Annotated in this window: 11 protein-coding genes; 4 read left to right on the top strand and 7 right to left on the bottom strand. The window is 32.7% G+C overall.

Annotated elements, in window-relative coordinates; translation table 11 throughout:
• Together K8Z87_RS09610 and K8Z87_RS09605 are read left to right on the top strand one after the other, a co-directional pair.
• Nucleotides 1–612: T9SS type A sorting domain-containing protein (locus tag K8Z87_RS09610; RefSeq protein ID WP_227477311.1), on the top strand; the 612-nt coding region annotated here is incomplete at its 5' end.
• Between the two features lie 183 nt (nucleotides 613–795).
• The gene (locus K8Z87_RS09605) at nucleotides 796–6,924 is read left to right on the top strand and encodes a LamG-like jellyroll fold domain-containing protein (RefSeq protein WP_227477309.1); all 6,129 of its coding nucleotides are present in this window, start codon (nucleotides 796–798) and stop codon (nucleotides 6,922–6,924) included.
• A 62-nt stretch (nucleotides 6,925–6,986) separates the two neighbouring features.
• Here the strand turns inward: K8Z87_RS09605 and hisS are convergent, their stop codons facing one another.
• Nucleotides 6,987–8,354 carry a histidine--tRNA ligase gene (hisS, locus tag K8Z87_RS09600; RefSeq protein WP_227477307.1) on the bottom strand — a complete coding sequence of 456 codons (1,368 nt, stop codon included), beginning with the start codon at nucleotides 8,352–8,354 and terminating at the stop codon, nucleotides 6,987–6,989.
• Between the two features lie 236 nt (nucleotides 8,355–8,590).
• Here hisS and K8Z87_RS09595 point away from each other — a divergent pair, with 236 nt between their 5' ends.
• Complete coding sequence (locus K8Z87_RS09595) at nucleotides 8,591–9,841, top strand: ABC transporter permease (protein WP_227477305.1); 1,251 nt, start codon at nucleotides 8,591–8,593, stop codon at nucleotides 9,839–9,841.
• A gap of 10 nt (nucleotides 9,842–9,851) precedes the next feature.
• Here K8Z87_RS09595 and K8Z87_RS09590 read toward each other — a convergent pair whose 3' ends face one another.
• From K8Z87_RS09590 to rpsF, 5 genes are all read right to left on the bottom strand, one after another.
• Nucleotides 9,852–10,322, bottom strand: coding sequence for a DUF6495 family protein (locus tag K8Z87_RS09590; RefSeq protein ID WP_227477304.1), 471 nt, complete (start codon nucleotides 10,320–10,322; stop codon nucleotides 9,852–9,854).
• Nucleotides 10,323–10,375: 53 nt separating this feature from the next.
• Complete coding sequence (locus tag K8Z87_RS09585) at nucleotides 10,376–11,269, bottom strand: glycerophosphodiester phosphodiesterase family protein (protein ID WP_227477303.1); 894 nt, start codon at nucleotides 11,267–11,269, stop codon at nucleotides 10,376–10,378.
• A gap of 89 nt (nucleotides 11,270–11,358) precedes the next feature.
• Nucleotides 11,359–11,808, bottom strand: a complete 450-nt coding sequence (gene rplI / locus K8Z87_RS09580; RefSeq protein ID WP_227477302.1) for a 50S ribosomal protein L9 — start codon at nucleotides 11,806–11,808, stop codon at nucleotides 11,359–11,361.
• 13 nt (nucleotides 11,809–11,821) lie between these two features.
• Nucleotides 11,822–12,118 carry a 30S ribosomal protein S18 gene (gene rpsR, locus K8Z87_RS09575; RefSeq protein WP_227477301.1) on the bottom strand — a complete coding sequence of 99 codons (297 nt, stop codon included), beginning with the start codon at nucleotides 12,116–12,118 and terminating at the stop codon, nucleotides 11,822–11,824.
• Nucleotides 12,119–12,120: 2 nt separating this feature from the next.
• A complete protein-coding gene (rpsF, locus tag K8Z87_RS09570; RefSeq protein WP_227477299.1) occupies nucleotides 12,121–12,459 on the bottom strand; it encodes a 30S ribosomal protein S6 in 339 nt (112 codons plus the stop codon).
• 197 nt (nucleotides 12,460–12,656) lie between these two features.
• Between rpsF and K8Z87_RS09565 the strand changes: the two genes are divergently transcribed.
• A complete protein-coding gene (locus K8Z87_RS09565; RefSeq protein ID WP_227477298.1) occupies nucleotides 12,657–13,355 on the top strand; it encodes a LytR/AlgR family response regulator transcription factor in 699 nt (232 codons plus the stop codon).
• Here the strand turns inward: K8Z87_RS09565 and priA are convergent.
• Nucleotides 13,352–15,802, bottom strand: a complete 2,451-nt coding sequence (gene priA / locus K8Z87_RS09560; RefSeq protein ID WP_227477314.1) for a replication restart helicase PriA — start codon at nucleotides 15,800–15,802, stop codon at nucleotides 13,352–13,354. The two genes, K8Z87_RS09565 and priA, sit on opposite strands and share 4 nt — an antisense overlap.
• Between the last annotated feature and the right edge of the window lie 60 nt (nucleotides 15,803–15,862).

The following is a 15,862-nucleotide window of genomic DNA, read 5'->3' as shown; positions in this document are numbered from 1 at the left end:
GCTAATCAAATTACTAGAACGTGGACGGCTACGGATGCGGCTAATAGAACTGCTTCTTCTGTACAAGTCATTACTTTACAAGATACAACAGACCCTACCCCTGTATGTCAATCTATTATAATTAATTTAAATGGCAGTAACAGTATAGACATTACAGCTTCAGATATAGACGGAGGTTCATTTGACAATTGTGGAACAGTAACTCTAAGTGTAAGTCAAACTACTTTTACAATTGCCGATTTAGGGAATGATGTGATTGTGACTTTAACTGTAATGGATGAAAGCGGAAATACAGCAACTTGTAATACTACGGTAACTGTAGAAGATACAACACTAAGCACAGACGATAAAGAATTAGATCTATTCAATATCTCACCTAATCCATTTAAAGATGCTATAACTATTAAATTACCTAGAAAATACTCTGGAGATGAGTTTAATATTACAATCTATGATCTAAATGGTAGAAAAGTATATAACAAAGTAAGTATTGGAAATAATGGATCTATCAATTTAAATGGATTAAATAACTTAGAACAAGCTCTATACCTAATTAGAATTTTAAATATTAATAATGGAGATATTTTCAATAAAAGATTAATTAAATTTTAGAACTTAAAAGAATTAAAGTATAAAAAAACAGTAAGAGTTTATTTCTTACTGTTTTTTTAACTACTGAAAATCAATTAATTAAAAAATATAAGTGCATTTCATCGATTATTATTGCATTTCACAGAATAACATACTATGTTTGTAACTTAAATTTTTAGTCCCAAAACTACTAATTAACCGTTTATGAAAACTTTTACTTTATTATTAAGGTTCCGCACCCTTATATTTACTTTATTAATATCGGTGAGTGCCTTTTCTCAAACACCCGATTTTAATGTCCAACATCTACAGAATAATATAGGAAGAAATGGAGGATCTACCGTAATTACTCCCGTAACATTAAATAATGCTGTAGCTTTAGCTAACAATAACCGTAAAACTCATACTGGTACTGGCACTGCAAACACCGAAGGTGATGATTTAGCTGGTGCAAGACAACTTACTGCGCCCAATACACTATCATTTTTCAGAGAATCTGGTTCTACTAATGCAAATGCTTCTTTTAGAACATCCATTTGGGAATATATTGGACCTCCTGGAGGTGGAAATGAAATGATTGTAAGAGGACGTTTTGCCATAAACTTAAATGGAGGCACAAATGATTTAACTCAAGCAATTTCTGGTATAACAAATTCCGAACGTTGTATTCCATTCATTACTGGTATAATGAATAACTCAACTGGAGATGATGCAGATTCTGGAACAGCAATAGCTTTTTTAGATAATGCAACTACAATGCGAGTTCAAAAAGGTTCAAATGGAAACAATGTAACTGTTTATATCACTTTAGTAGAATTTACAGGAAGTAATTGGACTGTATTACATGGAGATTCTGGCAACGTAAACAACGACACAGGGACTATCACATTAAGAAATAATGCAGATGGTAGTGGTACAGCTACCAATGTAAGTAATTGGAACAATGCACTAATATTTAGCCACCATAGAGGAGACACAAATGCAAGTGGCACAAATGATGCTATAGCCGATAACTGGCCTGTAATGACTATAGGCAATAACAACCAAAGAGTTGATTGGAATTTTCATGCAAATCATGATTCTGCAGGTACAAATAGACAATTTGTTCATGTTTTGTCTAATCCTAATTTAACTGTAACTCGTTTTTCAAACACAAGTGATACCCAAGGAGAAACACCCATAGATATAACCGGGGCATTGTCAGCAAACATAAACGAAGCATTAATTGTTGGTTCATCGCGCTCTTCTGGTACAGGTACTGCATATTCTAGAGGTTGGAGAAATTATTATTTTAATTCTGCAACACAAGCAGCACATTCTGCAGGCAGGAGCGGTAATACCATGTTACATGAAATACAAATTGTTGACTTGTCTGATTTGACTACGTCTACTACTGGGGCAGAAATAAATATTCAAGGAAATGCAATGGATATTGCATCTGGTAGTACAACGCCTATTGTTGGAGATGGTACCGAATTTGGATCAATAATAGCAGGAACAACTTTAGATCGCACATTTACTATTCAAAATACTGGTGCTGGAACTTTAAATTTAACAGGAGGGACTCCTTTAGTTGATATTTCTGGTAATGCGGCTTTCTCTATATTAACACAACCTACTGCTAATAGTATTGCTGGCGGCGGAACTGATTTAACTTTTGTAGTAAGATTTGCACCAACTGCAAATACTGCAAACATACGAGCAGAGATATCTATTGATAATGATGACAGTGATGAAGATCCTTATACTTTTGATGTACAAGCAAGTTCATCTTTAGACTTTGATGGTGACGGTGTCGTTGACTTTACAGATATTGACGATGATAATGATGGTATTTTAGATACTATAGAATCTACATTTGTTAATAGATTAGTAAATAGTTCTTTTGAGATGCCAGATACTGATTTAAATGGAGCAAATGTAATTATTGGCTTAGGAGGTGTTGTACCTTTAGCTGCACCAATTGTATTTAATGAATGGACTATTATTGGAGATATAGATATTGCAAATATAGCTGCTTTTGGACCTGCTGCCCTACCTGCAGTTTCTGCTTTTGTAACAGGAGATCAATTTATAGATATATTAGGAAGTGGACCTAATGATAATGTGTCAGTAGCGGGAGCTCCTTTAGTAACTGACCCTACTTATATCGCTGGCGGGTTTCTCCCTAATGGTATTGAACAAACAATTACTACACTTACACCTGGACAAGTTTATCAATTTTCTTTTGATTATTCTGGAAACACTGATGCTAACATGGCCGCTGGTAATTTGTTTATAAACGGTGTTTTTATAGAAGAGATTATGTTTACTAGTCCTGTAGCTTTTACTAAAAATACATATTCTCGTAATTTCACAGCGACTGGTGTAGATACTATTCGTTTAATTGCAAGTCGTGCTGGAGCAACATCAGGAGCTCCAGGATTATTGGTAGATAATTTTCAAATTATGGAATCAGTTTCTGTAAACAATACTGATGGAGATACCCAACTTAATCATTTAGATTTAGATAGTGATAATGATGGCATTCCAGATATAGTAGAAGCCGGAGGTTATGATACCGACGGTAATGGTATTGTAGATGTTTTAACGGATTCTGATAATGATGGGCTTGCTGATATTTACGATACCGGATTAAATTTTGGAAATAGAGATACAGATGAAGATGGTTTCTTAAATTTTTTAGATTTAGATAGTGATAATGATGGTATTGTAGATCTTATAGAAGCTGGTGGAATAGATAGTGATGCCAATGCCATAATTGATGGATTTACTGATATCGATAGTAATGGTTATAACGATATTAATGATGGTGCAGGTAGTATTTTAATTACAGGCCCTGATGGTAATGGAGACGGAATTCCAGACACCTACCCAAACGGGAATTTTGATGCTACCGGATTTCCTGATTTTATAGATATAGATTCTGATGATGATGGTATTACAGATAATGTAGAAGCACAAACAACTGCTAGTTTTATTACCTATGTGGTCGCTGATAGTGATGGTGATGGTATTATCGATATTTTTGACAACTCTGGTGCTTTTGGTGGTAATGGATTAACACCTATTGATACTGATTTTGATTGTATCCCCGACTACTTAGACACCAACTCTGATAACGACTTCGAAGACGATAGAATAGAAGGACATGACACCAATGGTGATGGCACTGTAAATGGTGCTGACGCCCCTAATGCGGGTACAGGTCTGTTTACAGGAGTAGATACAGATGATGATGGTTTAGATGATGGGTTTGATAATACAATAAATGGAATTAGTGCAACTAATTCTAATCTTCAAGCTACATCGCACCCAATAGCAGATGCTTTAACAGACCGTGATTGGAGAGCTTCTAATTTACCTATTGACTTTGACGGTGTTGATGATTACATCGATTTTGGAGACAACATAGACATTACAGGAAACTTTTCTTTAGAAGCATGGGTTTTTGATGAAAGTAACGGAGTAGCATCTATCAATACGATAGTTTCTAAAAGAGACATCAACTCAAGCAGTTTACAAGGCTACCATTTAGCCATAATTAATAATGGACTTCCAAATTTAACTTGGTACAATAATGCGGGTGTAGAACAATTAAATATTACATCCCCAAATTCTCATCGAATAAATGATAACAAATGGCATCATATTGCGGCTACCTATGACGGAAGTACGGCTCGTATTTATATTGATGGTATAGAATCTATTTCTGGTCCAGTCGCAAACGCACCTGATGACACGACTAATAAATTTATGATTGGTGCTATGTTTGATAGTAACTTTCCTTGTGATGATTCTTTTAATAATTTTGATGGATTTATAGATGAAGTTCGTATTTGGGATACTGCATTAACAGAAATTCAGATTAGAGAAATGATGAATCAAGAAATCCAAGATAATGGAGGCGCAGTAAGAGGTTCTGTTATTCCTAGAGATGTTTCTGGTTTATCATGGTCTAACTTAAGCGCATATTATCCTATGACAGGAGATATAATTCAAGATCTATCAGAAAATACAAATAGTGGTTTCCCTAAAAATATAAACACAATACAACCACAAACAGCACCATTACCTTATATCTCTATTCAAAATGGAGATTGGGATTCTAGTGCTACTTGGATTAATGGAAGTGTTCAAACCATTCCTGGTTCTAGATCTTTATTGGATAATTCTAGAACTACAGATTGGAATATTGTACGTATTAATAATGATGTTACGTTAGATAATTCTAGTTTACCTTCAGGCAATGAAGGCAACCGAACAGTTCTTGGGATGTTTATTGGGGATGGAGATCCTGATGATGAATTAACAGTCATGGGAGATAATACTGCTGGTACTGGAAGTGGAATTACTGTTACACATTACTTAGCTCTAGATGGTAAAATAGATCTTGAAGGAGAATCTCAATTGATACAAACTATAGATAGTGATTTAGTGGTTGGCACTGATGGCCTTCTAGAAAAAGATCAACAAGGTGAACCAAACAGATTTAGATACAATTATTGGTCTTCCCCTATTGGTTCTAATACACCTTCTGGAGTAAACACCTATTCGTATGCGGTACAAGATATTATGAAAGATAGACAGTTCGATGTTAATTTCTTAACTAATACATTTGATGGTAATCCTTCTACAGGATCAACACCAGTAGAAATTGCGGATTACTGGATATGGAAATTTGCGAACAATCTCGATGGCGATTTTTCTGCATGGGAGCATATAAGACGTTCTGGTAATATTTTACCAGGAGAAGGTTTTACTATGAAAGGCCCTGGGCCTAATACAACTGGAAATCAGAACTATACATTTTTAGGAAAACCTAATAATGCAGATATAAACCTTACTGTTAATGAAGGAAATGATTACCTAGTTGGTAACCCTTATGCTTCTGCTATTGATGCTAGACAATTTATAATTGATAATGGACCTTCTATATTCTTTCAAGAAGGATTAATTGAAGTAGCATTAGATAGCAATGGTGATCCAATTTTAGATGGTAATGGGCGTCCAGTATATATAGATACTCAAGGAAATCTATATCATGTAAGTTTAGATGGAAGTAATAATCCTATTTTAGATGGTAACGGGAATCCTATTTATGAAGACAGTAATGGAGACTCACATTTTGTACATGTAGATAGTAGTGGAAACCCAGTTACAGATACCAATGGACACCTTGTTTATATAATTACTGGTGCAGGTGAAGACGATGCTACAACTAGCGGTACACTTTATTTCTGGGAGCATTGGGGAGGTTTTAGCCATATACTATCTGAGTATCAAGGTGGTTATGCCACCTATAATTTAGCAGGCTCAGTATCAGCACCATTTGCAAACTTTGGTATTAGTGATGAGGATGTTGATTCTGGTGGTACACCAACACATACTCCTGGGAGATATATCCCTGTAGGACAAGGCTTCTTTGTTATTGGTACTAGCGCAGGTTCTAATACCATTAACTTTAACAATGGACAGCGTGTCTTTAAACCAAAAAATAATACTAATGGTTTATTTGCAAGGTCTTCTAATGAAAAAGGTAAAACTACTGCTTTCCAAAGAAACGACTCTGACAATGAAGATCAACGTATAAAAATAAAATTAGGATTTAATTCTGCTACAGATTTACACCGTCAATTATTATTAACTATAGATGAAAACACTACTCCTGGCGTAGATTGGGGTTATGATGGTATAACTTATGAATATCAAGCTGAAGATATATTCTGGTTACTTGAAGATCAACAATTCTATGTTATACAGTCTTCAAACAGTGTTGCTGATGATATAGCATATCCTTTAGCGCTTTACACATCTGAAGATGGAGATAATATATTTACAATTGATCAATTAATCAATGTGCCTGAGAATTTAGACATCTTTGTACATGATAAAGAATTGGATTATTTTCATAATATAAAAGATGGAGATTATAAAGTGTTTTTAAATACAGGGTACTATGACTCTAGGTTTGAAATTACATTTAAAACAAACCCCATTGAACAAGATGATAAAGATGATGAAACTGAAGACAATACCGATGAAGACTCAGCAGAAGATACTGCAGAAGATTTACCTATTGATAATATAGGAGATCAATTGGATGTACGTTATTCTAGTTCAACAAACAAAATTATTTTAATGAACCCACATGGTGTTACTATGGAAAATATGACCCTTTATAATATTCTTGGTCAGTCTGTACAACACTTTAATGAAATTTCAGAGAGCGGTTACTCTGAATATACCGTTAGGAACTTAAGTCCTGGAACTTATATTATTAAATTAAATACTGAAAGCGGTTCGGTATCTAAAAAAATTATAATAAACTAATTCTACCAATCTTACTTTTCTTAACTTATAATGCCTCACTTTGTGAGGCATTTTTTATTTTTTTAGAATTGATCTATAAGATGGTCTAGTGAGACTATAGATTGTTCGCCTGATTCCATATGTTTTAACGTGAAGGTATCTGTTTTTAATTCTTCATCACCAATTAAAACCACATAAGGAATATTTCTCCGATTGGCATAATTCATTTGCTTTTTCATTTTGGCAACATCTGGATATAATTCAGCTTTTATTCCATTAGAGCGTAACCCTTTAATCGCTTTTAAGCATGCTAAAGCTTCTTGATCACCAAAATTAATAAAGAGCACTTTTGTACTTTCTTTAATTGTAGTAGGAAAAAGTTCTAGTTCTTCTAAAACTAGGTAGATACGATCTAACCCAAAGCTAATACCTACTCCACTTACATCTTTCAATCCAAAAATCCCAGTTAAGTCATCATAACGACCTCCACCACCAATAGAACCCATTTTTACTCCATCTGGTGCAGAAACTTCAAAAATGGCTCCTGTATAGTAATTTAAGCCTCTTGCTAAAGTTACATCGAGTTGTAATTTAGCTGTTTTAAGCCCTAACTCTTCAATAGTAGAGTTAACAAACTCTAACTCTTCAATTCCTTTTAAACCTACTTTAGACGTACTTAAAATAGTTTTTAAGCTTTCTATTTGAGCTATAAAATCTCCTTTTAATGAAAATAAAGGTTGAAGTTTATCTATCCCAGATTGAGGAATACCTTTATTAAGCATTTCTTCTTTAACCTTGTCTTCTCCTATTTTATCTAACTTATCTAAAGCTACTGTAAAGTCAATTAATTTGTCTTGTGCGCCAATAACCTCAGCAATACCAGATAAAATTTTACGATTATTTATTTTTATAGTAACACCATTTAATTGTAATGCTGAAAATACCGCATCATAAAGTTGCACAAATTCTACCTCTTGCCATAAGGATTTAGAACCAACAACATCTGCATCACACTGAAAAAATTCTCTAAAACGTCCTTTTTGTGGTCGGTCTGCACGCCAAACAGGTTGTATTTGATAGCGCTTAAACGGAAATGCAATGTCATTTTGGTGTTGCACGACGTAACGTGCAAAAGGCACTGTGAGGTCGTAGCGTAGTGCCTTTTCAGAAATCTTAGATGTAAACTTAGATTCTGATTTTACTGCGTAATCTTCATCAGATAGTTTTTTTAAATACTCACCTGAATTCAATATTTTAAAGATTAAGCGATCACCTTCTTCCCCATATTTCCCCATTAAAGTCTCAGAGTTTTCAAAACTTGGTGTTTCTATAGGTTGAAATCCAAAAACTTGAAACTGTTTTTTTATCGTCTCCATTATATAGTTGCGTTTAGCAACTTCTTCTGCATTAAAATCTCTTGTGCCTTTAGGTATTTTTGGTTTTTGTGCCATATTTATCTCTCGCGGAAACGGGAGTCTTTTTAATTAAAACTATATCTAAGCAATAAAAAGCGAAAAGAAAATTAAATCTAGACACTTCGACTGCGCTCAGTGTGACAATTATGTCAAATACTTCACAAAAATATTATAATTTTTAAAGGCAATGTCAAGATAATTCAATTTTATAGTAACTTTATTGACTTTAAGTAGTCTTATAGCAAACCAACAGAAATTTTAGACCAGAAAATATGTTTTCATTAGTTAAAGAAAATATTAGAATAGCCTTAGATTCTATTAAAGGCCAATTACTGAGAACCATTTTAACTGTTTTAATTATAGCTATAGGTATTATGGCTTTAGTCGGCATTTTAAGTGGCGTATCTGCTCTAGAGAACACTATTTCTAGTGACTTCTCTTCTATGGGAGCCAATACATTTAATATGCGACGTTATGGGTTAACCGTTAGAGTTGGTAATGGTTCTAGAAGGACTGAACGCACAAAAATAAATCCGGTGATTAGTTTTAGAGATGCTAATGAGTTTGTCACTAATTATGATTTTCCTGGAACACAAACAGCATTTTGGTTTTTTGGTTCTAATTCAACAGAAGTAAAATACAATAATAAAAAAACAGATCCAGAAGTCGCTGTAATAGGTGCTAATGAGTATTTTTTATCTAATTCTGGTTTGGAGCTTGAATCTGGGCGTGGTTTAAATGTCTTTGATGTTAGTAATAGTAATGCTATCTGTGTTATTGGCAGTGACTTACAGAAAGCATTATTCCCTGATGAAAACCCTTTAAATAAAACCATAAGTTTAAGAGGTTCTAAATTTAAAGTTGTTGGTGTTTTAGAAAGTAAAGGTTCTACTTTTGGTAATAATCAAGATTTACGTGTTATTATTCCTATACAAAAAGCACGTTCTATTTTTACATCTCCTTTTATTAATTATAATTTAAGCGTTAGAGTTGATAGAAATGAAATGCTTGAAGGCGCTCAAGAAGATGCTATATTAACGTTTAGAAATATTAGAAGTCTTAGCCCTGTTGAAACTAACGATTTTGCCATTGTTAAGAGCGATGACCTCATTAATAGAATTGGAAGCATTTCTAACTATCTTTACGTTGCTGCTTGGATTATTAGTATTATTACCATCTTTGGATCTACAATAGCACTAATGAATATTATGTTAGTATCAGTAAGTGAACGCACTCGTGAAATAGGTGTACGTAAAGCTTTAGGTGCTAAGCGTAAAACCATTGCATTTCAGTTCTTTATGGAAACTGTAATTATAGGGCAACTTGGAGGTGTGATAGGTATTTTATTAGGTATTTTAATTGGTTGGGGCATATCAAAAGGTTTTGATCTTGACTTCTCTACTCCATGGTTTGCTATGATATGGGCCACAAGTATTGCTTTTATTGTTGCTGTAATATCTGGTGTATATCCTGCAACTAAGGCTTCAAAATTAGACCCAATAGAATCTTTAAGATACGAATAATATTAATTAATTAATTAATTATTTTATCGAAATACTGAAATAATTCTCCTTTAGTTATATTTCCGCCTTCTTGAATTAACTTAAAGATATCTTGATGCTTATCCTTAGAATATTCTTTATTGGCATTAAAAAATTCTATATCATCAGATAATAAATTTTCTCTTAACCATTGAAATCCTTTAGGTGTTGTTAAATCAATATCTTCTTTTTTTAATTTTAATGCTATTAAACGTATTCGTTTTTCTTCGCAATAAAAAAGATACAACTGCTGAGCAGATATGTGTTCTATATACTTTACTTTTCCTAGAACACCTTCCCATATTAAATCGCTAAAAACATCTAATTCTTGCTCTGCTAATTCGGGTTTATTTACTTTTAAATTTACCCATTCATCTGCTGTTACTGATTGAGTTGCTAAAAAATTAATAAACTCTTGGTGCAACTCTTCAAACTGTTCTTTTGAAAGTCTAGCGTATTTCATTAAAAATATATTTATCATTCCGTATCTAGCACGAAATCTTTTTGATTCTTATTTTATTTATTTATAGCATTGTTTACAGCAAATGGTCGATCTGTAGCTATAATATCTATACCATCATCCATCCACTTAAGATACAGACCATCTCCTCTAGCCTCTGCTTGTTTATCTAAATTTCCTAGTGTGCCAAGCATACACAATATGTTTTTGTCATGTAATTGCTTAAAAAGCGATGGATTAGAAAGTCGTGTCCCAGTAAAAGCCAACATGTTTTGCGTAGGAATATTAGAATTTAATAAACGATTTAACTCTTCTTGATTACGGGCAGAAACTGATAATAGTAATTCTGGCGCTAACGCATAAGCACTTTTAGCTTGTTCTAAATTATACGTTATTATAATGCTTACATTTTCTGCATTTACAGCTTTAACAGCCTCAATGACGTCCTTTTGAGGAACGCTTCGTTTTATATCTATAGTTAGTACAACATTATTTGCTTTACACCATTTTAAAACTTCAGAAAACAATGGCACTTTATATTTCGTCTTGTTTCCGTAATCATCAACAACATTATATGTTTGCAATTCCTTATAAGTTAAATTTGCTATTAAACCACTACCAGTAGTTGTTCTGTCAATAGAGTTATCGTGCATTAATACCAAAACACCATCTTTAGTTTTGGCTACATCTATTTCATAAATACCATTAATTCTATTATTAACATACTGAAGTGTTTCTAATGTATTCTCTGGATAGTTTAGAATGCCTTTTCCTCCTCGATGCACACTTATTTTTGGAGCATTATTATTTGAAAAACGAAAATCTGCAATCGGTTTTGAAACTTTAAATCCATCGACTTCTACTTCTCCTTTATGTTTAGGCTCTATATTGCCTTTACAATTAAAAAGCGTGATAGTAATTAAGAGAACATATATTATGTTTGTTTTCATGATATCTAATAATTTTAAGTGACAAAACTAAAAAGAGATAACTAATTAATTAGTTACCTCTTTATATAAAGTGTTATTTAAGTCTAATATTATTTTTCAGCTACAACTTCAAAAGGGAAATCAACTGTGACTTCTCTATGTAAACGAATTACAGCATTATACTTACCTAAACGTTTTACATTACCACCAATAACATTGATATATTTTTTATCAATCTCTTGACCAGCATTTTGTAAAGACGCTGCTAAGTCTATATTATTTACAGATCCAAATAATTTGTCGCCTGTACCAACTTTAGAAGGTATTTTTATTTCTAATCCTGCTAATGCTTCAGCTACAGCTTTAGCATCATCAATAACTTTCTTTTCTTTAAAAGCTCTTTGCTTTAAATTCTCAGCTAATACTTTTTTAGCTGATATTGTAGCTAAAATAGCTTGCCCTTGAGGAATTAAAAAATTTCTACCATAACCGTTCTTTACTGTTACAATATCGTCTTTAAATCCTAAATTTTCAACGTCTTGTTTTAATATAAGTTCCATTGTTATGATATATTTATTTTAATAAATCTGCTACATATGGCATTAAAGCCAAGTGTCTTGCTCTTTTTACAGCTACAGACACTTTTCTTTGGTATTTTAAAGAAGTACCTGTTAAACGTCTTGGTAATAATTTACCTTGCTCATTTACAAACTTTAATAAGTAATCTGGATCTTTATAATCGATATACTTAATACCAGCCTTTTTAAAACGACAATACCTTTTTTGTTTAGAGGTTTCTATATTTAATGGAGTAAGATATCTAATCTCTCCTTCTTTTTTTCCTTTTGCTTGTTGATCTATTGATGCCATAATTAAGCGTTTTGTTTGTTTCTTTCTCTTCTTCTTTCTGCCCAAGATATTGCATGCTTATCTAACTTAACAGTTAAATAACGCATAAAACGCTCGTCACGTCTAAACTCTACTTCTAAAGGCTCTATTACTTCTCCAGCAACAGTATACTCAAATAAGTGATAAAAACCACTTTTTTTGTTTTGAATTGGGTAGGCTAACTTTTTTAGTCCCCAATTTTCTTTGGCAATCATCTTAGCACCTTTAGAAACTAGAAAATCTTCGTGTTTCTTTACTGTTTCCTTTATCTGATCTTCAGATAAAACGGGATTTAAGATGAAAACAGTTTCATAATGATTCATAAAAAATATTTTTTATTGTTAAAAACGGCTGCAAAAATACGCAATAATTATAACTACACCAACAATTTAAAGCCTATTTTTTAATGCTAAATTTTGAAATTAAATTATGTTAAACTTTACACTTTGTCGGCGTTTTTTGGTTTTTAACCGAATTTTTCGTACTATTGTCGATATCTTAACCTAAAAATGATAATGTTATGACATTAAACTGTGTAGTTGTTGACGATTCTGCGATCCAGCGCCTCTCTATTGTAAAATTAATAGAAAATCATTCTTCTCTTAATCTTATAGCTGAATATAGTAGTGCGTTAGAAACTAAGAACGGTCTTAATACACACAAGGTAGATCTTATCTTCCTTGATATTGAGATGCCTGTTCTTAATGGATTTGAACTCTTAGATGTACTCAACAACAAACCCCAAATTATCTTTGTTACTGGCAAAACAGAATATGCCTTTAAAGCATTTAATTATGATGCTACAGATTATCTTCAAAAACCAATTACTAAAGAACGCTTTAATACTGCCGTTGAAAAAGCTATTGAGCAGCATAAGCTAAAATTAGACTTTAACGAAACTGAAGGTGAACATATCTTTGTAAAAAGCAATCTTAAAAAACGTAAAGTCTATATTAAAGACATTAAGTGGATTGAAGCTCTTGGAGATTATGTAAAAGTAGTAACAGAAGAGAACAGCTTAGTTGTATTATCTACAATGAAAGCTTTTGAACTTGAACTTCCGGAAGGAAAGTTTTTAAGAATTCATAAATCCTATATTGTGAATTTAGATAAAATTGATCGCTTTAACAGTAAAAATGTTGAAGTTGGAGCATATGAAATTCCTTTGAGTCGTAATAAGAAAACGCAACTCGTGGATGCTTTAAATAACATAACTTAATAATTATCGATATTTAAAACTACTCTAACAGCCCTATAATCTTTAATACTTAAGAAGCTATTGTGTATTTTACTAATAGCTTCTTTTGTTTTAGGTAAAGATTGAGGTTGAGGAATCTTTATTAATATATTTTTGTGATATAGATTTCTAATTCTTGATACAGGCGGAAATTCTGGTCCTAAAACGTTTTGTTTAAAAACTTGTTTTAATGATCTGGCATACCAATCTGAAGCTAAGTTTACACGATTGTAATCTTTGTGTTTTAAAGTTATTTTAATCAATCGATATATTGGTGGATATTTAAAATTATAACGCTCGTCTAATTGCTCTTTATACATGTCTTTGTATAAATTAGAAGACACTTGTTGCAAAATATTATGATGCGGATTATAGGTTTGAATTAAAACCTTACCTCTTACATCTGTACGTCCTGCTCTACCTGAGACTTGAGCCATTAATTGATAACTACGCTCATGCGCTCTAAAATCCGGGAAATTTAACAGGTTATCTGCATTCATAATACCAACGAGCTTTATAGATCTAAAATCTAAACCTTTGGTTAGCATTTGTGTTCCTACTAAAATGTCAATTTCGCGCTGTTCAAAAGCTGTAATTATTTTTTCGAAACCATATTTTCCACGTGTAGTATCTAAATCCATACGTGCAACTTTCTTATCAGGGAATAAGGTTTTAACTTCTTCCTCTATTTGTTCTGTTCCAAATCCTTTAGTATCTAAAGTTATATTTCCACAGGCTTCGCAAGCTTTAGGCATTATTGAGTTGTATCCACAATAATGACAGCGTAATTGATCTCTGTATTGATGGTAGGTTAAGCTCACATCGCAATTTGGGCATTGTGGCGAATGTCCGCAAGTTGTACATTCTATAATTGGTGAAAATCCTCTTCGATTTTGAAATAATATAATTTGAAAGCCTTCATCTAGCGTCTCGATCATTTCTTCAATTAAGCGATCACTGAAATGGCCTTTCATACGTTTTCGCTTATACTTATCCGCAAGATCTATCAACTCTATGTCTGGCATTAACACATTATTATAACGTGTATTAAGCTCTATTAAACCATATTTTCCACTAGACGCATTATAATAACTCTCTAAACTTGGTGTAGCAGAACCTAATAGTGTTTTAGCGCTAAATATATTAGAAAGCACAATAGCTGCATCTCTAGCATGATAACGTGGTGCTGGATCAAATTGCTTATACGATTGCTCATGTTCTTCATCTACTATAATTAAGCCTAAATTATTAAATGGTAATAACAACGAAGAGCGCGCACCTATTATTACTTGTGTTTTTTCAGAATTCTCGAGCATGTTATGCCAAACTTCAACACGCTCGTTACCCGAATAGCGACTATGAAATACAGCTACTTTTTCACCAAAATAACTTTGCAACCTATTAACAAGTTGTGTCGTTAAAGCTATCTCTGGCAATAGGTATAACACTTGTTTTCCTGCTTTCAACTCAGTTTCTATAAGTTTGATATAAATTTCTGTTTTACCAGATGATGTTACACCATGCAATAATGCAACTGATTTTTCTTTAAAAATTTCTTCTATTTCGGTTAACGCTTTTTGTTGCGCATCATTTAGTGTTTTAGCTGTAGAAGAATTGTCTCCTTTAAACTGAACACGATCTGTCTGTATAAAATATTCTTCTAAAATGGATTTGTCTATTAATGTTTTTAAAGTTGCAGAAGTAGCTCCGCTTCGCTTTAATAATTCTGAAACTTTTATGGATGCATTTGATTCTGTTTCTAAAACAAACAAGTTCATTACTACATCGCGTTGTTTTGGAGCTCGTTTTAGTTGCTCAAACAAGTTTTGAAGATGTTCTTCAGATTTATAATTAGCATGTAGTTTTACATACCTTACCAATTTAGGTTTATACTTTTCGTAGAGTTCTTCTTGCAGTTGTAATACATTTTTGTCTACGAGATCTTTTATTACTGGCAAAACACGTTTTTTATCTAAAATAGACATCACATCTCCAATTTTTAATGAAGACTGATGCTGTAACGCTTCAACTATTAAAAACTCATCATCTTTTAAATTGTGTTCTTCAACTGATGACGAGTTATTAATTGATATAATCGTTTCACTCTCCAAAATAAATGCATTTGGCATTGCTGCTCGCATTACTTCTCCTAGACTACACATGTAATAAGAAGCAATCCACTGCCAATGTTTTAATTGTGTCGTGGTAACTACAGGTTTATCATCTAAAATTTGATGTATGGTTTTAGCATCGTAAGCTGTTGGTGGGTTTTGGTGAATTGTAAAAACTAATGCGGTATAAATTTTACTTTTTCCAAACGGAACTGCAACACGCATGCCTGGTTTTAAAAACTTAGATTCGGCTTCAGTAATATGATAGGTAAATGCTTTTTGAAGCGGAATAGGTAATATGACATCAATGAAATCGATAGAAATTAGAGATTAGAGATTAGAGATTAGAGACACTACCAAAATAACTTTATACTTGAT

This window comes from Winogradskyella immobilis (assembly GCF_021887715.1).
In the GTDB taxonomy this organism is placed as follows: domain Bacteria; phylum Bacteroidota; class Bacteroidia; order Flavobacteriales; family Flavobacteriaceae; genus Winogradskyella; species Winogradskyella immobilis.
Note: the sequence above shows the minus strand (reverse complement) of the source record. Positions and strands in the feature narration are given on the sequence as shown.